This window comes from Cellulosimicrobium sp. BMG9.23, assembly GCF_059159985.1.
Genome location: NZ_JBZGBZ010000006.1, coordinates 369,015 through 387,300 on the forward strand (window position 1 = coordinate 369,015; position 18,286 = coordinate 387,300).

Below are 18,286 nucleotides of genomic sequence, written 5' to 3' on the forward strand. Positions count from 1 at the left end.
CCGGTCGGCGTGTGCCAGGGTCGTGCCCGTGCCTGAGCTCATCGCCGAGTCCGACCGCCCGTCCCTGCCGACCCTCCCGGTCCTTCCCGGGTTCCATCCGGACCCCTCCGTCGTGCGGGTCGGTGACCTGTACTACCTCGCGTGCTCGAGCTTCGAGTACGCGCCGGGGGTGCCGGTCTTCCGCTCGCCCGACCTCGTCGCGTGGGAGCTCGTGGGCCACGCGTTCGACCGGCCCTCCCAGCTCGCGCTCGCGCAGGCCGGGCCGTCGGGCGGGATCTACGCCCCGACGCTGCGCCACCACGACGGCCGCTTCTGGCTCGTCACGACGAACGTCAACGACGGTCCGGGGCACCTGCTGGTCTCGGCGACCGACCCGGCCGGCCCGTGGTCCGATCCGGTGCGGATCGACGCGGGCGGGATCGACCCGGACCTCGCGTGGGACGACGACGGAACGTGCTACCTCACGTGGTCCGACGGCGGGATCGTCCAGGCGGAGCTCGACCCGACGACCGGCGAGCTGCTCTCCGCGCCGCGCACCGTGTGGCAGGGGACCGGGGGCCAGCACCCGGAGGGGCCGCACCTGTACCGCGTCGGCTCGTGGTGGTACCTGCTCATCGCCGAGGGCGGCACGGGGCACGGCCACGCCGTGACGGTCTCGCGCGGGTCCTCGCCGAGCGGGCCGTTCGAGCCGTGCCCGGACAACCCGGTGCTCACCGCCCGCGGCACCCGGAGCTTGGTGCAGAACACCGGCCATGCCGACCTCGTGGAGCGGCCCGACGGCTCGTGGGCAGCGGTCTTCCTCGGCGTGCGACCCGACGGGAAGTTCCCCGGATGGCACGTGCTCGGCCGCGAGACGTTCGCGGCGGCGGTCTCGTGGGTCGACGGCTGGCCCCGCGTCGGCCGTGCGCTGCAGCCGGACGCCACGCCGGCAGTCGAGAGCGTCCTGGGCGACGTGCGTCTCCCGGCGGACTGGGTCGCTGCGAGCGCGTTCCCCGGCGACGTGCTCACCCGGTCCGACGGCGCGTGGCGGCTCGTGCCGCGCACCCCCGAGGACCGGTCGTTCGTGGGCCGCCGCCAGGAGCACCGGGTGTCGAGCGCCCGTGCACGCGTGGATGCCTCCAAGGGCGTCGGTGGGCTCGAGCTGCGCGTCGACCCGGACCACGCCGTGACGCTCGAGGTCGCGGGCGACGTCGTGCGCGTCGTCGCGCGCATCGGGCCGGCGGTGTCCGTCCTCGCCGAAACGGTCGTGCCTCCTGGCGCGGAGCTCGAGCTGCGCACGCAGGCCTCGACCGAGCACGAGTACAGCCACCGGCGCGGGCCGGACGAGGTCGTCGCGGTGCTCCACGGCGCGGACGGGCCGCGGGAGCTGGCGCGCGTGGACGGCCGGTACCTGTCGACCGAGGTCGCGGGCGGCTTCACCGGACGGATGGTCGGGCTCGTGTGCGCGAGCGGTCAGCTCACGGTCGAGGCGTTCGCGTACACGGGCAGCGCGGAGCCCGCGCCTGTCGTCTGAGGCGTTCGCCGATCGTGCACGGCGACGGTGCTCGCCGACTGCTGTCGGCGACGGCGCTCACGGCGCTGGTGTGCGCGTCGTCGCCGCGAGACGGCTCACCCCCCGTACCGGATCGGTACGGGGGGTGAGCTGCATCGGACGTGGTGCCGCGCGGGGCCGGGTCCCCGGCCCCGCGCCGGAGTGGTGCGGAGCGGTGCCGGGTCAGCAGGTGGGCGCCACGTGGGCGACCTCCTCGACGCTCTCGCGGTCGTCGCCGTCCGTGGTGCGGGCGGTGACGGTCACGGTGCCCTCGGCGGGCGTCGTGCGGACGGCGAACGTCTGGTAGGCGTTCTTGCCGGGCGCGACGGCCGCGAAGGTCTTCGAGCCGTAGGCCGTGGCGACCTCGACGTCGAGGGGGGCCTCGTCGTCGTTGGTCACGCGCACCGCGAGGTAGGGCGTGCCGGCGAGGCAGCGCGTCTCGACGACGGCGGTCGTCGTCACGCCCTGCTCGGCCTCGTCGCCCGCGATCCCGACCCAGGAGAGGACCGGGGCCTCGGTGCCGCCGTCGCTCGCGACGGTGTACGACACGACGGTCTCCTCGGTGAGCGTGAACTCGCCCGAGAGCACCTGCGAGCGGCCGGAGCTGCCGTTCGGGAACGCGACCTTGCCCACGGGCACGGTGACGGCCTGGCCGTCGGAGCCCGTCCACGAGACCGAGGTCTGCATGGTGCGCGCCTTGCCCGCGCCGACGTTCCACCACTCGGTGTGGCCCGAGGAGACGGTGTACGTGCCGGCCGGGAGCGTGAACCGGTAGACGAGCGGCGTCGAGGCGCCGGCCGTGTACCAGCCGGTCTCGCGCATCTTGTCGTACGGCGTCTGGCCCAGCAGGCCCTTCGCCGAGTAGTTCGCGGCCCGGCCCCAGCCGACGGCGTCGGACCAGAGCGCGTCCGCCTCGGCGTTGCGCAGCGCGCCGCCCTGCGCCTCGACGAAGCCCTGCACGGCGCTGAACGCGGAGGCGCCGGGGACCGCGGGTGCGTTCGCGTCGACGAAGTACTGCAGGCCGTCGGGGACGACCTCGACCTGCGCCGTGACGGCGAGCGCCTCGTTGCCCGTGAACGTCCCCGTGAGGTTCACGAGGGCGTACGGGGTGTCGAACGCGCCCGCGGGCACGAACCACTCGACGGGGGCGTCGATCGTCGAGCCGGCCTGCGACGTCGCGCGGACCGTCTCGGGCAGCTGGGGGACGTCGCCCACCGAGGTGGCGAGACGCGCGACGGGCTCGGCCACGGTGGCCGGGGTGGTCTCCGGGTCGGTGACGACCGGCGGTGCGCCGCCGACGAGCACGTCGACGCCGTCGAGCGTGAACGTGCCGCTGCGCACGGTGACCGTCACGGTGTGCGGCGTGGAGCCGTCGAGCCCGCGCTGCCAGTACGACGTCTGGCGGTCGCCGGTCGAGCCGACGTCCACCGTCCGCACGGGCTGGTCGTCGACCGCGACGTCGAGCGTCGCGGCGCCGGTGGCGCCGAACAGGTCGAACCCCGTGCCGTCGACCTCGAACACCGCCGAGCGGCCCGCGGTGAGCACGTGCTGCGTGCGGTTGAGGTGCGCGTAGCCCGACTGGTTGAAGGAGAAGCCGCCGGGGTAGGAGATGCGCGCGTCGGCGTCGTCGATCTTCACGGACTCCCAGGCCTGACCCTCGATCGGGGTGACGGCGAGGTCGTCGTACTGCGTGTTGTAGTAGCCGCTGACGATCGAGATGCGACCGGTGAGCATCGGGTTGGTGCTCGCGTCGACGTACCGCGCGAGCGGGGCGCCGTCGAGTGTGACCGTGATGACGTTGTCGCGCGCCTCGACGGACAGCGAGTGCCACGCGTCGGCGTCGAAGCCGGCGATCGTCCCGGAGGAGACCGCGGTGCCGAGCTTGCGCAGCTGCCACGTGCCGTCGGCGTAGACGCGGGCGGTGTAGGTCGCGAGGTCCTCGCCCGTCGGGACGTGCTGGCGCACGCCGAGCCCGGCGTAGTTCGGCAGGCTCGCGTCGCGGACCTGCGTGTCCATCCGGAAGTCGACCGACGCGGTGTAGTTGGCCCACGAGTGGTCGCCCAGCACGGTGGCCGGGGGAGCCGTGGACGGCCTGTTCTGCGCGTGGCTGCCCCACACGTCCCACGTGAAGCCGCGGTTCTCGGCGTGGATCTTCTGCACCATGACGTTGCCGCGCTCGCCGTCGCCCTCGACGACCTCGAACGCGCCGTTCTGGTCGGCGGTGTACCGCGGCGAGCCGCCGCGCCGCTCGACGTAGCCCATCTCGACGCCGTGGACGTCAGCGGTCGGGTAGCCCTCGTACTCGTAGTCGTCGGTGTACGGGAGCTCGAGCGCGGTGTCCTCGGCAGGCGACGCGTAGTCGGCGCGGTCGTACGACGCGGTCGTGCCGTGCACGCCCTGGGGCAGCGTCGACAGCGTCTGTATCGAGTACGGAGCGATCTCGACCTGGTAGACGGCGTACTCGACGCCGTCCGTCGTCTCGGTGCGCACGGGCTCGACGTAGCCGGTCGGCCGCAGCCAGTTGGCGTCGTACTCCTCGCCGGCGTCCGGTCCGCGCGTCTCCCACACGGTGAGCGGGCGCGGCTCGCCGAGGTTGGCGACCTTCACCTCGAAGTGGCGCGCGGTCTTCGTGTTGTTCGCGTGCACCTGCGTGAAGTCGGGCTCGCCGCCGTCCGCGGCGGGCGTGCGCAGCGTCATGTACGTCCGGGTCGAGGTGTCCACGTTGGTGCCGCCGTCACCCTTCGTCCCGTCGCCGTACGTGGCGCCCTCGACGTACTCCCAGCCCGACTCGGCGAACTGGTGGAAGTGGCGCACGAGCGCGACGCCCACGCCGCCCTCGTAGTAGCCGGACCACGGGTCCGACGCGCGGATGAGGTGCTTGGGCGAGTACTGCGTGCCCTCGTACATCGCGCTCACCGCGGGCTGGAAGAGGAACGACGTCATGTGCGCCGGGTTGTCGCCCGCTCCGCTCCAGCGGTAGGCGTTGATGAAGCGGTCGGCGATGTCGACGGCGCCCACGGTGCCGCCGATGCCGCCGCGCGCCGGGTCGGCCTCGACGCGGTACTCCGGGTCGATCATCGGGGCGACGCCCTCGGAGTACAGCACCTGCATGCCGAACTCCTTGTTGAGGCGCGTGAGGTTCGGCCCACCGGCGATGTCGTAGTGGTACCCGATCGCGTCGACCTGCTCGAGCGCCGCCGGGCTCGCGAGGATCGCCGCGGCGACCGGCTCGACGTTGCGGTACGTGTCGAGCGCGACGATCTTGATGTCACCGTAGTCGTAGCGCGCGTCCTCGGCCTCGGCGTCCTCCTCGAGGCGCTCGGCGAAGTCCACGACCCACGCGAGCTCGGGCGCGATCGACGGCTGGTGGAAGCTGCCGCCCACCTCGTTCTGCGACGGGGACATGTAGTCGAACTCGACCCCGTACGTGTCGTACGCGGCGTCGATCGTCTCCTTGTACCACTGGTAGCGCAGGTCGGGGTCCGTCTTGGTCCACGACGGCTCGCCCCAGCGCAGCGCCTCGGTCTCGATGTCCGGGTTGATGGACAGCGCGTCGGCGATGAAGTGGAAGCCCGAGCCGCGCAGGACGTTCGCGGGCTCGTCGGCGCTGCGCTTCGTCGCAGGCTCGGTGCCCGACGACGTGTTGTTGTCCGCGCCGAGCTCGACCTTGATGTGCTTGAGCCCCGCACCCGTCTCCGGGTCGAAGATCAGGTGCATGATGCGCCAGTACGCCTCGGGGTTCTCCTCCTTGTAGTCCAGCAGGAGGTTGCCCGTGTTGTTGCACGAGACGGAGCCGAAGCCGCCGAACACGTTGTACGGCGTCCCGTCCTCGCGGCGCTCGACGTCCTCGCCGTCGACGAGGATCTGCTGCCAGTCGATCGACGGGTCGTCGAAGCGCAGCTCGGGCAGGTCGGCCGGGAGCGCGCTGGTGGTCGACGGCGCGGCCGGGGCGCTCGGGGCCGACGCCGCGGGCGTCGCGGCGACGAGGCCGGTGACCGACAGCGCGAGCGCCGTCGTCACGGCGGTCGCCGCGCGGGCGCGCCCGTTCGGTCCGCCGGGTGGGGCGTGGAGTCTCATGGTGTTGCCTTCCTGTCGCCGGCACCGGCGACATGGTGCGGGGTGGTGGGGGAGGCTCAGCCGCAGTGCGCGGCGGAGGTCGTGAGGTCGCGCTCGGTCGTGACCGTGCGGCCGTCGACGTCGGCGCTCGCCGTCACGGTGACGGCCACCTCGTCGGTGCTCGCCTGGCGGGTCGGAAACGACTGGTAGGCGTTCCTGCCCGGCGCGACGTCGGCCACGGTGCGCGGGCCGAACGGCGTCCTGAGGGTGACGTCGACGGGGACGTCGTCGTCGTTCGTCGCACGGACCGCGACGTAGGCCGTGCCGGCGAGGCAGCGGACCTCGGCCTGGACGGCGACCGCGAGCTCCGGGTCGGCAGGCTCCTCGCCGGGGACCGTGCCCGCCACGGAGAGCTCGCTGATCTTCAGGTACGAGCCCGGGGTGTCGAACGTCAGGCGCAGCGCGTCGGACGTGACCGCGTCGAAGGTGACGGTCGTCAGCGAGCCGTTGGCGGCGGGCGCGACGGCGCTCGCGGTGGTGGGGCGCCACGCGCCGTCGGCGTCGCGGTACTCGACGCCGACGCCCGTGATCGTGCCCTCGGTGTTGGTGAGGCGCACGGCGTCCAGGCGCCACTGCTCGGCCGCGGCGACCGTGAACGTCACACGGTCCTTCTTGCCGGTGCCGCCCGCCCACGTGGACCACGCGGTCGAGGGGTTGCCGTCGCACGCGAACGACGCCGGCATGGTGCCGTACTCGGTCTGGTGGAACGACGCGTTCACCGTCGTACCGGGCTCGCGGCACACGTCCGCCGGGCCGTCGACCTGGACCGTCGCGCTGACGTACCGCCCGGCGAGCGGGCCGTCCCCGGCCACGTGCCCGACGAGCGTGTGCGTGCCCCGGGTGGCGAACGCGGCGTCGAGGCTCGCGGTGCTCCAGTCGGCGGTGAGGTCGTCGTACTGCTCGCCGTCGACGGTGACGTCGAACGTCGGGTCGAAGGCGTCGCGGTCGTCGACGTGGGCAGAGAACTCGAGGGGGGTCACCGGCTCGAGCGGGTGGAACAGCGTCGTGTTCGTGGGGTCCCAGGCGCCGACGTTCTCGACGGTCACGCGGCCGTCCTTCACCTGGATGGGTGCCCACACGTAGCGCGAGCGCTCGCCCGCCGAGGCGTTGGCCTCGGTGATCCAGCGGTCGCCCATGTACGCGAAGCGGCCGGCCTCCTGGTCGATCGCGATGACGAACGTGGGCTGGGAGTCGAAGCACTCGACCGGGTCGGCGGTCCCGACGCCCGTGCGCCCGGCGTCGCCGACACACGGGTTGCCGAGCCGCTCCCACTGGCCGCTCGACGGGTGGCGGTCGTTGTCGCCGACGACGGCCTCCGTGGGCGTGATCATCGAGCGGGACCGGTACGCGACGACCGGCGTCGAGGCCCAGCCGTCGGTGCCCGACGTGAGCATGTAGTACCAGCCGTCGTGCTTGAACACGCTCGACGCCTCGCGCTCGACGTCCGGCAGGACGCGGTTCGAGAAGTCCTCGCCGAGGGTGGCGTCGCTGCCCGTCTCGAGCGGCCCGGTGTACTCGGCGTTAAGGCGCGACACGTACATCCACTTGTTCATCTCGGACGAGTAGACGGCGTAGGCGTCGTCGGCGACCGGGTCGACCGTGTGCTCGTCCGTGTCCTGGAAGATCGTCATGTCGCGCGAGTCGCCCTCGCGGCCCGCGTTCGGCACGCCCGGCGCCCAGTTCATCTTCGTCGTGTTGACGAGCTTGAACGGGCCCCACGGGGTATCCGACGTCGCGAAGCCGATCTCGGCCCGCGAGTACCGGGACCCGACGTTCTGGTTCGCCGGGTCGCCGCCGCCGCGCACCCAGCTCACGAGGTCGGCGTTGTCGGCCAGCGGCCCGTCCGCGTGGTAGATGACGACGAACTTCTTCGTCTTCGCGTTCCAGAGCATCTTGGGACGCTCCATGATGTTGATGTTGCCGTTGAGGCGGTACGACGCGTTCGCGAGCGCGGCCTCGTCGTACGTCGCGGCGACGCCGGCGTCCTCGTCGGCCCACGTCTCGACGTAGGGCGCGACGAACGCCTTCGCGGCGTCGATCTGCTCCTGCGTCGAGGTCGCGTCGGGCGCGGTCTTGTTCGCCACGGCCTGCAGCGCGTCGACCTTCGCCGGGTCGACCTCGACGGCGGTGCCCGCCGCGTTGACGCGCAGCGTGAAGTGCTGGTGGCTCGGGAGCACGCGGCCCATGTCATGCCACGTGGTGAGGTCGGTCGACCAGTAGCCGCGCACGCCGTCCACGGGGCGCGTCGCGTGCGTCTTGTCCTCCCCGTACCAGAGGTGGACCTCCTGGTCGGTCGTCCCGTCACCGGTGATGTCGAGGCCGACCTCCTCCTCGTGCACGGTGACGACCGAGCCGCCGTGGGCCTTGATCGCGTAGCCGTCGGCGTCGGCCCAGACCGAGTCGTCCGGCGCGGGGACCGTGCCCGACGGCGCGGCGGCGGGCGAGGCCGCGGGTGCGGCGGCGGCGGCGAGAGAGCCGCCGAGCACGAGCGCGGTCGCGGCAGCGAGGGCCGGGGCGAGGCGTCGGCGACGCGCAGGTACGGAGGTCGGGTGGTTCGGGCGGTGGACGGGTCCGGCGGCAGCGTCGGGCACGAGGATCTCCTTCGATCATCCGCTCTGCCCGTGACGATCTCCCGTGATCGTTTATGTTTGTTCACGTGCAGCAGCGTTCGTTCGTGTCCGAAAGTAGGTTCTACCTCACCGACCGTCAACCGAGTGCCGCGACCTGAACCGAAACGAACACGTGACGACGGTCCGGCGTGTGAGGAACCGATTGCCACGTGGCAGGACCGTCGCCGTCCCCGGATCCTCCGCGCCGGGCAGAATGGCGTGATGCTCAGCACCCGACGTGTCCGTCACGAGCGCGTGTCAGCCGCGCTCGCCGCCCGTGACGACGACGACCTCGTGGCGCTCCTCGGTGCTTCACCCGCCGGTGCCGTGGGCGTGGGCGGTGGCTCCTCGGTGCTCGACGTCGACGGCGTCGCGGTGTTCGCCAAGCGCATCCCGATCACCGACCGGGAGCTCGCGCACCCGCACAGCACCGCGAACCTGTTCGACCTGCCGATGTCCTGCCAGTACGGCATGCACCCCCTCGCCGGACCGGGGTTCGGCGCGTGGCGCGAGCTGGCGGCGAACGAGATCGTCAGCGAGGGAGTGCTCGCCGGTGAGACGGAGTCCTTCGCCCTGCTCTACCACTGGCGGGTGCTGCCGGGCCGCCCACCGGTGGCGTCCGAGCACGTCGAGATCGAGGCGGTCGTCGCCCAGTTCGGCGGCGACCCGGCGGTGCGGGCCCGGTTCGAGGAGCTGGCCAGTGCGAGCAACAGCCTCGTGCTCTTCCTAGAGCATCTGCCAGACCGGCTGCCCGACTGGCTCGACGACCCGGTGGCCCGTGCCGAGACGGTCGAGCGGCAGCTCTTCGACGCCGTCGCCTTTCGGCGCCGCCATGAGCTGCTGCACCTGGACGGTCACTTCGGCAACATGCGCGCCGACGACGAACGGGTCTACCTCGTGGACTTCGGGCTCGCCACGTCGCCGCGGTTCGACCTGTCCGACGCCGAGCGCGAGTTCGTCGCGCGTAACGTCGACCACGACGCCGACTACGCGGCGATGCGACTGGTGAACTGGTTGGTGACCACCGTGTGCGGGGTGCCGCTGTCGACCAGCGGTGGCCCCGTGGCGCGCAACGCCTACGTGCGTCGGTGCGCGAGCGGCGACATCCCGCCGGACCTGCCGGCGCCGGTAGCTGGCATCCTCGCCCGGCACGCTCCCGCCGCGGCGCGGATGAACGACTTCTGCTGGCGCCTGGTCGACGGCGACATCCACGCGCAGTACGGCGAGCCCGCAGCCGGATCGTTGCCGACGTAGGGCTTGGTGCGTCGGTGCGCCGAACCTGCTGACGACACCAACCGACGGCTGGCCCCCGAGGGGACTGGCCGTCGTCGTGCAGTGCCGTGATGTGCTGCGTGCGAGGACAGCCCAGCTGGGCGTGTTCGCAGCCCGGCTCGCGGCGCTCGCAGCCTTCCGGCTGTCTCACCTCGACGCGTGATGGATAGGGTGACGTCCATCACAGCGATGCGAGAACCCGAGGTGGCGGCGTGATCGAGATCGTCTTCCGGATGCGTGACTGGCACTACGTCGACGGCACACTGGACAACACCGGAGCGACCGAGCGCGTCGGAGGTGACGAGGTGCTCGCCGCGTCCGCCGGCCGGCTGAGGGAAGCTGGCTGGGCAGCGGCCGCCCGGCACCCGAGGAGCCTGCCCGGGTGGAGTTGGCCGCCCGAGGACGACGAGCTCGCCGTGGCGCTCGAGCGAACCGACTGGGAGCTGATCGTCCACGAGCTCCGACGCTGGGCGGAGATCACCGCGCTGCGCGACGACGACGACGCACGGGACGAGGCAGCGACGGAGCGGCGGGTCGCCGCGCTGATCGAGCGTTGGCTCGACGGCGGGGCGGCGTCGAGCCTGCCCGGCGCGTCGGACGGGTCGACAGGCACGGTCCCGTCCCACGGACCGGCGTCGTGAGCACCCGATGACGTCCGTGACGTGGCCGCAGGCCCTCGCGTGGCGGCTGGGACGGCACCTCCTCCACCCCGTGGGCGACGAGCCCGTCACCGGTGTTGTCCGCCGGCTGGGCGCGGTGCCCGCCGCGGCGGACGCCGAGCTCGCGATCCGGCTGCGGCAGTCGTCGTCGCGGCCGGGGGAGGTGTCGCAAGCGCTGACCGACGGCGACCTGCTCGCCGTCTACGCGTTCCGCGGCGCGACGCACCTCGTGACGCCCGAGGACGGCGGGGCCTACCTCACGCTGCGCGCGGCGGGCCGGATGTGGGAGCGCGCGAGCTGGCGCGAGTACTACCGCCTCGAGCCCGAGGACTGGCCGCGGTTGCGCGAGGCCGTCCGCGAGGCGCTGAGCGACGGGCCGCTGACGCGCGCCGAGCTCGGCGACGCCGTCGCGCGGGACGCCGCGTACTCGCACCTCCGGCAGGCGTTCGCCGACCCGTCGCACACGTTCCTCAAGCCGTTCGTGTGGCAGGGCGACATGTCGTTCGGCCCCTCACGCGGCCAGGAACCCACGTTCCGGCGGCTCGACACCAACCCGCGCTGGACGCCCTGGCCCGACCTCGACGAGGCGGGGCGGCATGCCGTCCTCGCGTACGTCGGCACGTACGGGCCGGCCACGGAGGCGCACCTCCAGTACTGGCTCGGCGAGGGCCTCGGCGGCGGTCGCGCCCGCGTCCGCCGGTGGTGGGCAGAGCTCGCTGAACGGTTCGCCGAGGTCGACGTCGAGGGGGAGCCCGCGACGGTGCTGCGCGAGCACGCCGACGCCCTCGCCGAGACGCCGCCGTCGACGAGCGTCCGCCTCCTCCCGGGACACGACCAGTGGGTGCTCGGGCCGGGTACCGCTGACGAGCACGTCGTGCCGCCGGAGCATCGCCAGGCCGTGAGCCGTGGGGCAAACCTCGTCGTGGTCGGCGGCGTCGTCGCGGGCACGTGGGCGGTGTCGGGCGACGACGTCACGGTGACGTGGTTCGACGGCGCCGGGTCGGACGCCGAGGCGGCGGCACCCGGGGCGCTCGCCGACGAGGTCGGGCGGCTCGGCACGATCCTCGAGCGTCCGTTGCGCTCATTCCCGACTCCCTGAGCCGCGCCCCGGCGCGTCAGTGCTCTCCGTCGAACCGGAGCAGCGAGTCCCCATCGTCGGATGCCCAGACGTGACCGACCCACTGGACGTCGCGGACCTCCGGCCGGCGACGCGTGACGAGCGCTGGCTCGATCTCGTCCCACGCTGCGCGCGCCGCAGGTCCCGCGAAGACCCTCAGACCTTCGGGGTAGATGCCTGCGACGACGACGGCACCCTGCGCGACGAGATCTCTCCCGACACGACCCGTCACCCGCTGAGGTGTCCGGCGGTAGACGACGGCAGCGATGCGGAGCGAGCCGTCGGGCAGCTCCTCGAGCGTCGGCATCGATTCCGTCACGGCCGAACTTCCGAACTTCGGATCGTCACCGAGACGGGGTCGGCTCCGGGTCCGCGCCGAGCGCAGACCGAGCGCCATCGACGGGGAGCACGGCACGGTCTTCGAGCGACGGCGCCTGCGGAGCCTTCATGGAGGCAGAGTGTCCCACGGCGGCCTCTATCCCCGGGACGCGGAGTTCGGTCCGTACTGCTCGCTCCCTCGATCTGTCACCCTTCCTCCGTGAGGTCACGAGGGACAACTGCCCGTTTCTTGGCGCGCGACGGCGCCAGTGCCGACGAGAGAGAAGCACTCTGCCGCGCGGTGCTGGATGTGCTCCAGGACCGGCTGACCTCCCTCGACATCGACGTGTACTCGGACGACCCGTGGCCACCTGACGTCGAGTGGGCGGTGACGGAACTCTCCGACCGCGCCGTCGAGCAGCGTGGCTGGCTCGCCAAGAAGTTCGGCGGGGCTCCGGGCGTCACGGTCCGGCTCGACCCGAGCGTCGACCGCGACCTCGACCTGGCCGCGGCGATCGCGCCGTACACGATCGCGATGACGGGGATCTCCGGGAGCGGACGCATCGTCGTGTCGGCGGACGACACCGGCAGCTCGTTCGTCGTCGAGCTCACTCCCGCGGAGCATGCGGCGGTCCTCGCCCGCATCGGAGAGCTCGACGTGAGCGGGGACGTGCTGGTCGTGATCGACGACTGAGTGCCGGAGCAGCGCTTGCTCGTCCGGGGCGCTCGACTGGCCCGGGTGGACACAGCTCGCGTCGCGAACGAGAAGAGCCGGATGCCCGGGCGCTTCGATCCGCCGTCAGCAGATTCGACCCCGCTACCGTGCTGGGGTCCGTAGGGTCACGGAGATGACGAGCCCAGGTGTCCCAGTAGAGCTGATCTTCGTTCACGGCGCGCTGGTGCGTGACGGGGAGTGGTGGTTGCGGCGAGCCGCCGACCTGCTCCGCGAACGCACGGGAATCCGCAGCCGAGCCCTCGCGCTGCCGTCCTGCGGCGAGACCGGGCCCGAGCAGGTCTCGGGTGGCCTTGTCGCCGACGCGGCGGCGCTTCGCCGGGAGCTCGACGACGTGGACAGAACGATCGTCGTGGGCCACTCCTACGGAGGCACCGTCATCGCCGAAGCGGGCCCGCACCCCGCGGTCGCGCACCTGCTCTACGTGTCGTCCTACCTGCCCGACGTCGGGCAGTCCCAGGCCGCCATCATGAGCGGGGAGCCGGACCCGGTCTCGATCGGCGACAACGGGGACGGCACGCTGAGCGTCTCCGGCTACGACGCAGCCTCGTTCGGAGCCCGGTTCCTCCAGGACGCGGACGACGCGACCCAGCGTCAGGCGTGGGAGCGGGTGACCCCGCAGGCGGTCGGGGCGTTCATGACGCCGACCAGTGCTGCCGGATGGCGCGGGGTCGACTCGACCTACATCGTGTGCGGGCAGGACCGCAGCACCTCGGTCGAGCTGCAGCGCACCCATGCGGCTCGAGCGACACGCTCCGTCGAGCTGCCGACCGGGCACCACCCGTTCGTCTCCCACCCCGACCTGGTGGTCGACCAGGTGCAGGCCCTGCTGGAGCAGGTGGCCCACCCCTGACGCTCGAACGCTCGTGACCTGTGGAGGCGCACCTCCGGCCTACGCCGTCTCCCCGGACGGAACGTACGGTGACCAGGCCGGATCGCGGAGGCCAGGGCAGTGCTCGGGGCTCGGGTGCTTCGCGTCGAGGATGAGGCGGTCCAGCGCGTCGCGCGTGGCGGCGAGGTCGGCGATGGCGGTGGTGATGCGGTCGCGCTCGGCGGCGAGCATCTCGAAGACCTCCGGTGACCCCTGGCCGCTGTCGACGCACGGCAGCACCTGCTGGATCGTGCGGCTCGGCAGCCCGGCGGTGAAGAACTGCTGGATCAGCTTGACGCGTTCGACCGCCGCCTCGGCGTAGTCGCGCTGTCCGCTGGGGGTGCGCTCCGAGGCGAGCAGCCCCTGTTCCTCGTAGTAGCGCAAGGCCCGCGGGCTCACCCCTGCGCGCTGTGCGACCTCGCCGATCCGCATCCCCTGGTCCCCTCGTCGCTCGCAGACTTGCCCTTGACGTCAACGTCAGGTCCTAGCGTAGCCGCCGCCGGCCCGATCCGGGGCCGCGTCGTCGAGCCATGCCGCAAGGAGACAGGATTCCCATGGACATCACCGATCAGATCACACTCGTCACGGGCGCCAACCGGGGCATCGGGCGCGAGTTCGTACTCGAGCTGCTCGAGCGCGGGGCGCGCACGGTGTACGCGACCGCCCGCCGCCCCGAGGCTCTCGACGTCGTCGACGACCGGGTCGTGCCCCTGAGGCTGGACCTCACGGACCACGCGTCCGTGGTCGCGGCGGCCGCCGCGGCGAGCGACGTGACCATCGTCGTGAACAACGCCGGCATCGCCACGGGGGCTTCCCTGGTCACCGGCGACCTGGCCGAGGTGCGCCGGGAGATGGACACGCACTTCTGGGGGACGCTCGACGTGATCCGCGAGTTCGCGCCCGTCCTCGCGAGGAACGGCGGCGGCGCGGTCGTCAACGTGCTCTCCGCGCTGTCGTGGTTCGCCAGCCCCGGGACCGGGTCCTACGCCGCCGCCAAGGCCGCGGAGTGGAACCTGACGAACGCCGTGCGCCTGGAGCTGGCCTCGCAGGGCACCCTCGTGCAGGGAGTGCTCCTCGGCGCCGCCGACACGGACATCTCGGCCGGCTACGACGGACCCAAGATCGACCCCCGCGACGTGCCGCGTCGCTCGCTCGACGGCCTCGTCGACGGGTCGATCGAGGTGATCGTGGACGACTGGACCGCGATGGTGAAGGCGTCGCTCGCTGGAGACCCGGCGGAGTTCTACGCGCGGATGGCGGTGCTGCTCGGCGCGAGCTGATCCGGGCGCATGTCGGCGGGCGCTCGACCAGCCCGCCGACATCCGCTCCCGTCGGGCATCACCCCGCGGGGGGAGCTGCGGCGCACCGGCACGTGCTGACGTTCTCCCGCGTTCTCGGTGAGCTCGGCCATGGATCGGAAGCGCCGCAACGGTGAGCCATAGATGCGACGAGCGATCTCAGGGTCGCAGTCAGTCAGTTCGCTGATGCGCGCGATCGCCGCGTCGTCGGACGGTGCAGCCAGCACGGCGTCGACCATCTGGTGGAGCACCTCCCGGGCACTGAGCAGCGCGACGGCCTCTGCGCGGCGGAGGCGCAGCCCCGCATGATCGGTCCGAGGACGCTCGGGGGGCGACGGCGGGCGACCTGCTCCGAGGTGAGGTTTACCTCGAGAGGGGAGCGCCGCTTTCGCTGCGCTCGCGGCGGCCAAGGAAGCCGCGACGCCCGCTGCCGCGGAGGCCGCACGAGCGGCGGGTCACGCTGCCGGTGCCGCCTTCCTGCATCCTCTCGCCCAGGCGACCCAGGTGAAGCACATCCTCGGGTCCGCGGCGTACGCGGCGCGTGCGGCGGAGTTCGACGCAGGCGACGACAGCCGGTCGGGGACGAGTGGGTGGACCGGGCACAGGAGAGCGCGCCGGCACTCGTCGCCGAGGTTCTGCGCCAGTACCCGGCAGCACCTGACGGTGGCGGACGCGTCGGCGAGCTCCTCCGGATGCTCGACGCGTCTTTGCGCGGATGAGACCGCGGTTCGGCAGAGCGGTCTGCTCGCGTCCGAACCCTCGTGCTGCCGGCGGTGATGGACCCTCTGCGGGATGTTCTAGTCTCGCGCCCATGGTCCTGGAACTGGATGGCGAGAGCGACGTCAAAGAGAGCTCTTGCCGCGAGTGCGGGCGCACCGATCTGCTGGTGACGACCTTCGTCCTTCGTGACGGCGAGCCGTACGGCATGGCGAAGACGGCACTGCGCGATCATGACGGCCAGGAAGCCTGGATCGACGTCGCGCTGGGTGACTTCGACGAACAACGGACGTCGTCCCAAATTTCCTTCGGCTGCCGAGTCGGGCCGATCGAGGGCTCCTCCGAGCCCGCAGCCTCTGCTGTCCACGCTGCTCAGTGCTACGACGACGCCTGGTTCTGGGGCCACAAGCTCACGCGAGGCGAAGCGCTGGCACATCCGAGGATCGACGAATTCTGGACGGTCGTGGACTTCCTGCTCGTACACGAGCCGTCGATCCAGCATCACGTCTACCACCTGGGGCTCGGCGGTGATGAGGTGAGAAGTCGTCGCCGCGACACATACTGGCGACGTCGGCGCGGCGGTCGTCGATAGGGGAGCAAGGTCGCCGCCAGGACGACGGAGACGCCAGTCGCAAGGTCCGCCGCGGTCCACAGCAGAAGCCGCATGTCGACCCACTGCGTGCCCACCGGAGGCACGAGGCGGACTGTCTCGAGGAACACGACCGGTGGTCGCCTTACTTACAGTTTCGCGAGAACTGCTAGTAAGCGCCCAGCGCTACTGACAGTTCTGGGGCCCACCGTCGGTGTGGCGAGAGTCATGTGCCCGACGCGCCCGACGGGCACATGTCGTCGGCGACATGGATGCATCATGTATCTATGCCACGCACCACCAGCGGTTCCGCCACCGAGCAGGCCTACCGTCACGTCAAGCGACACGTCCTCGACGGCAGCCTGCCCGGCGGGTCGATGACGAGCGAGGGCGAGATCGCCGAGCAGCTCGGCGTGAGCCGCACGCCGGTGCGGGAGGCGTTCCTGCGGCTCGAGGCGGAGGGTCTGCTGCGCCTGTACCCGAAGCGCGGAGCGCTCGTCGTGCCGATCGCGCCGGGGGAGACGGAGGACGTCCTCGACGCGCGGCTGCTCGTCGAGACCCACGCGGCGCTCGGCGTGACGCGCCTCCCGGACAGCGAGCTCACCGCACTGGTCGCCCTGCTGCGCGACCTCGTCGTCGCGCAGGAGGCCGCCGTCGACGACCGCGACGTCGCCGAGTACGCCACCCTCGACGCGCGGTTCCACGGCGAGATCGTCGCCGCCGGCGGCAACGACCTCCTCACGGCCTTCCACACGAGCCTGCGCGAGCGCCAGCAGCGCATGGTCGCGCACAGCGTCCGCTGGGACGAGAGCCGGGCTGCGACGTTCGTCGCCGGCCACCGCGCGCTCGTCGACGCGCTCGAGGCCCGCGACACCCGCACCTACAAGCGCCGGATCCAGCGCCACCTCGACGACGCGCGGACCGGTCTGTGAGCCGCGCAACTGACGCCCCGACCGAGGTGAGCCGGCAGACCGGGGCGGCTCCGCGCGTCGGGCACCGGGCCTGGCTGCCCGTCGCCCTGGTCATGGCTGTCGTGGCCTGGGGCGGCAACGAGTTCACGCCGCTGCTCGTCATGTACCGGGAGGTGGGGCACTTCTCGACGGTAACCGTCGACGCGCTGCTCGCCGCGTACGTGCTCGGCATCGTGCCGGCGCTGCTGCTCGGTGGTCCGCTCTCCGACCGGTACGGACGCCGTCCCTTGCTCCTGCCCGCGGCGCCGGTCGCGCTCGCCGGGTCGCTCGTGCTCGCGGCGGGGGAGTCGTCGGCTGCGCTGCTGGCGACCGGGCGCGTCCTGTGCGGGGTGGCGCTCGGGCTCGTCATGGCCGTCGGCACCACGTGGGTCAAGGAGCTCAGCGACGCCGCGGCGCAGCAGTCCGGTGTGCCCGACGGCGGGTCCGGCGCCCGGCGCGCAGGTCTCGCCCTCACGCTGGGGTTCCTCGTCGGGGCGGGCGTCGCCGCCGTGCTCGCGCAGTGGGCGCCCTGGCCGACGCACGCCGCCTACCTCCTGCACGCGACGCTCGCCGTCGTGGCGGGCGTGTGGGTGCTGCGCGTCCCCGAGACGCGCTTCGGGACTAGGGCCGGTGTTGACGGTGCCGAAAGGGGACGTCTGGTCGACGACCTGCGCGTCCCGGCGATCGCGCACCGGCGGTTCCTGCGCGTTGTCGTGCCGGTGGCGCCCTGGGTGTTCGGGTGCGCGGGCAGCGCGTACGCGGTGCTGCCCGGCCTGGTCACCGCCAGCGCGGGCAGCGCGCCCATCGCGTTCTCCGGGCTCATGACGGTGCTGGGGCTCGGGTGCGGCGTCGGGATCCAGGTGCTCGGACGGCTGATCGACACCCGGCACAGCGCGCGGGCGTCGGTCGTGGCGATGTCGATCGTCGTGGTCGGCATGGGTCTCGGTGCGCTCGCCAGCGCGCGGCTCGACCTGCCGACGGCGCTCGTCGCCGCGATGGTGCTCGGCGCCGGCTACGGGCTCGCGCTCGTCGCCGGGCTCAGCGAGGTGCAGCGCATTGCGACGCCTGACGACCTCGCCGGGCTCACGGCCGTGTACTACTCGCTGACGTACGTCGGGTTCTGCGTGCCGGTGGCGCTCGCGGCGCTGTCCGTGCGGTGGACGTACGCACAAATGTTCCTCGGCGGGCTCGTCATCGCGGCGTTGTGCCTGGTGGTCGTCGCGTTCGCGTGGCGGGCGCACCTGCCGACGGGGGAGCGGCGTGAGGTGCTGGAGCCCGGCAGCGAGACCGGCGGCAGAGCCACGACCGGGGCAAACGGTGCGCTGGAGGCATCGCGGATGAGGTAGAGTATCCGAGGCTTCACGGGGTCCAATCCGCGTTCCATATGGAGTAGTACGTTCCATATGGACTCGGCCCCGTGGACGAGCCACGGGCTGTGGCGCAGCTTGGTAGCGCACCTGACTGGGGGTCAGGGGGTCGCAGGTTCAAATCCTGTCAGCCCGACCG

15 protein-coding genes and 1 tRNA gene are annotated in these 18,286 nt (G+C 72.2%); 11 read left to right on the top strand and 5 right to left on the bottom strand.

Translation table 11 applies throughout. From position 1 onward, the window contains the following. The first annotated feature begins 28 nt into the window (after window positions 1–28). Window positions 29–1,513, top strand: coding sequence for a glycoside hydrolase family 43 protein (locus AC4H2G_RS12690; RefSeq protein ID WP_494366092.1), 1,485 nt, complete (start codon window positions 29–31; stop codon window positions 1,511–1,513). Between the two features lie 201 nt (window positions 1,514–1,714). On the opposite strand, the gene AC4H2G_RS12695 is transcribed toward AC4H2G_RS12690, so the two are convergent. Continuing rightward, window positions 1,715–5,608 carry a glycoside hydrolase family 30 protein gene (locus AC4H2G_RS12695; RefSeq protein ID WP_494366093.1) on the bottom strand — a complete coding sequence of 1,298 codons (3,894 nt, stop codon included), beginning with the start codon at window positions 5,606–5,608 and terminating at the stop codon, window positions 1,715–1,717. A 56-nt stretch (window positions 5,609–5,664) separates the two neighbouring features. After that, window positions 5,665–8,238 (bottom strand): discoidin domain-containing protein, encoded by a 2,574-nt coding sequence (locus AC4H2G_RS12700; RefSeq protein ID WP_494366094.1) that lies wholly within the window; start codon window positions 8,236–8,238, stop codon window positions 5,665–5,667. A gap of 240 nt (window positions 8,239–8,478) precedes the next feature. Between AC4H2G_RS12700 and AC4H2G_RS12705 the strand changes: the two genes are divergently transcribed. The 3 genes from AC4H2G_RS12705 (at window position 8,479) to AC4H2G_RS12715 (ending at window position 11,286) form a co-directional block, all read left to right on the top strand. Further along, a complete protein-coding gene (locus tag AC4H2G_RS12705) occupies window positions 8,479–9,510 on the top strand; it encodes a serine/threonine protein phosphatase (RefSeq protein ID WP_494366095.1) in 1,032 nt (343 codons plus the stop codon). A gap of 230 nt (window positions 9,511–9,740) precedes the next feature. Further along, window positions 9,741–10,169: a hypothetical protein gene (locus AC4H2G_RS12710; RefSeq protein ID WP_494366096.1), complete on the top strand. Its 429-nt coding sequence runs from the start codon at window positions 9,741–9,743 to the stop codon at window positions 10,167–10,169. Between the two features lie 7 nt (window positions 10,170–10,176). After that, window positions 10,177–11,286 carry a DNA glycosylase AlkZ-like family protein gene (locus AC4H2G_RS12715; RefSeq protein WP_494366097.1) on the top strand — a complete coding sequence of 370 codons (1,110 nt, stop codon included), beginning with the start codon at window positions 10,177–10,179 and terminating at the stop codon, window positions 11,284–11,286. Window positions 11,287–11,302: 16 nt separating this feature from the next. Here the strand turns inward: AC4H2G_RS12715 and AC4H2G_RS12720 are convergent, their stop codons facing one another. Beyond that, window positions 11,303–11,623 (bottom strand): hypothetical protein, encoded by a 321-nt coding sequence (locus AC4H2G_RS12720; RefSeq protein WP_494366098.1) that lies wholly within the window; start codon window positions 11,621–11,623, stop codon window positions 11,303–11,305. A gap of 300 nt (window positions 11,624–11,923) precedes the next feature. On the opposite strand from AC4H2G_RS12720, the gene AC4H2G_RS12725 reads away from it, so the two are divergent. Both AC4H2G_RS12725 and AC4H2G_RS12730 read left to right on the top strand, forming a co-directional pair. Beyond that, window positions 11,924–12,316 (top strand): hypothetical protein, encoded by a 393-nt coding sequence (locus AC4H2G_RS12725; RefSeq protein WP_494366099.1) that lies wholly within the window; start codon window positions 11,924–11,926, stop codon window positions 12,314–12,316. 154 nt (window positions 12,317–12,470) lie between these two features. Continuing rightward, window positions 12,471–13,208: an alpha/beta hydrolase gene (locus AC4H2G_RS12730; RefSeq protein WP_494366100.1), complete on the top strand. Its 738-nt coding sequence runs from the start codon at window positions 12,471–12,473 to the stop codon at window positions 13,206–13,208. A 39-nt stretch (window positions 13,209–13,247) separates the two neighbouring features. Here AC4H2G_RS12730 and AC4H2G_RS12735 read toward each other — a convergent pair whose 3' ends face one another. Next, window positions 13,248–13,658, bottom strand: coding sequence for a MerR family transcriptional regulator (locus AC4H2G_RS12735; RefSeq protein WP_494366101.1), 411 nt, complete (start codon window positions 13,656–13,658; stop codon window positions 13,248–13,250). A 122-nt stretch (window positions 13,659–13,780) separates the two neighbouring features. On the opposite strand from AC4H2G_RS12735, the gene AC4H2G_RS12740 reads away from it, so the two are divergent. After that, window positions 13,781–14,506: an SDR family oxidoreductase gene (locus tag AC4H2G_RS12740; protein ID WP_494366102.1), complete on the top strand. Its 726-nt coding sequence runs from the start codon at window positions 13,781–13,783 to the stop codon at window positions 14,504–14,506. On the opposite strand, the gene AC4H2G_RS12745 is transcribed toward AC4H2G_RS12740, so the two are convergent. Continuing rightward, window positions 14,470–14,763, bottom strand: coding sequence for a hypothetical protein (locus tag AC4H2G_RS12745; protein WP_494366103.1), 294 nt, complete (start codon window positions 14,761–14,763; stop codon window positions 14,470–14,472). The two genes, AC4H2G_RS12740 and AC4H2G_RS12745, sit on opposite strands and share 37 nt — an antisense overlap. A gap of 572 nt (window positions 14,764–15,335) precedes the next feature. Here AC4H2G_RS12745 and AC4H2G_RS12750 point away from each other — a divergent pair. From AC4H2G_RS12750 to AC4H2G_RS12765, 4 genes are all read left to right on the top strand, one after another. Beyond that, entirely contained in the window at window positions 15,336–15,833 is a 498-nt protein-coding gene (locus AC4H2G_RS12750; RefSeq protein ID WP_494366104.1) for a hypothetical protein, read from the top strand. A 284-nt stretch (window positions 15,834–16,117) separates the two neighbouring features. After that, window positions 16,118–16,762: a GntR family transcriptional regulator gene (locus AC4H2G_RS12755; protein ID WP_494366105.1), complete on the top strand. Its 645-nt coding sequence runs from the start codon at window positions 16,118–16,120 to the stop codon at window positions 16,760–16,762. Beyond that, entirely contained in the window at window positions 16,759–18,126 is a 1,368-nt protein-coding gene (locus tag AC4H2G_RS12760; RefSeq protein WP_494366106.1) for an MFS transporter, read from the top strand. Before AC4H2G_RS12755 ends, AC4H2G_RS12760 begins: the two co-directional genes overlap by 4 nt. A gap of 83 nt (window positions 18,127–18,209) precedes the next feature. After that, a tRNA-Pro gene (locus AC4H2G_RS12765) sits at window positions 18,210–18,283 on the top strand. Window positions 18,284–18,286 lie beyond the last annotated feature (3 nt).

Coding starts and splice junctions, on each gene's coding strand:
- AC4H2G_RS12695 (WP_494366093.1), bottom strand. CDS start 5,608: ATGAGACTCCACGCCCCACCCGGCGGACCGAACGGGCGCGCCCGCGCG.
- AC4H2G_RS12705 (WP_494366095.1), top strand. CDS start 8,479: ATGCTCAGCACCCGACGTGTCCGTCACGAGCGCGTGTCAGCCGCGCTC.
- AC4H2G_RS12715 (WP_494366097.1), top strand. CDS start 10,177: ATGACGTCCGTGACGTGGCCGCAGGCCCTCGCGTGGCGGCTGGGACGG.
- AC4H2G_RS12730 (WP_494366100.1), top strand. CDS start 12,471: ATGACGAGCCCAGGTGTCCCAGTAGAGCTGATCTTCGTTCACGGCGCG.
- AC4H2G_RS12735 (WP_494366101.1), bottom strand. CDS start 13,658: ATGCGGATCGGCGAGGTCGCACAGCGCGCAGGGGTGAGCCCGCGGGCC.
- AC4H2G_RS12740 (WP_494366102.1), top strand. CDS start 13,781: ATGGACATCACCGATCAGATCACACTCGTCACGGGCGCCAACCGGGGC.
- AC4H2G_RS12745 (WP_494366103.1), bottom strand. CDS start 14,763: ATGGTCGACGCCGTGCTGGCTGCACCGTCCGACGACGCGGCGATCGCG.
- AC4H2G_RS12750 (WP_494366104.1), top strand. CDS start 15,336: ATGGTCCTGGAACTGGATGGCGAGAGCGACGTCAAAGAGAGCTCTTGC.
- AC4H2G_RS12755 (WP_494366105.1), top strand. CDS start 16,118: ATGCCACGCACCACCAGCGGTTCCGCCACCGAGCAGGCCTACCGTCAC.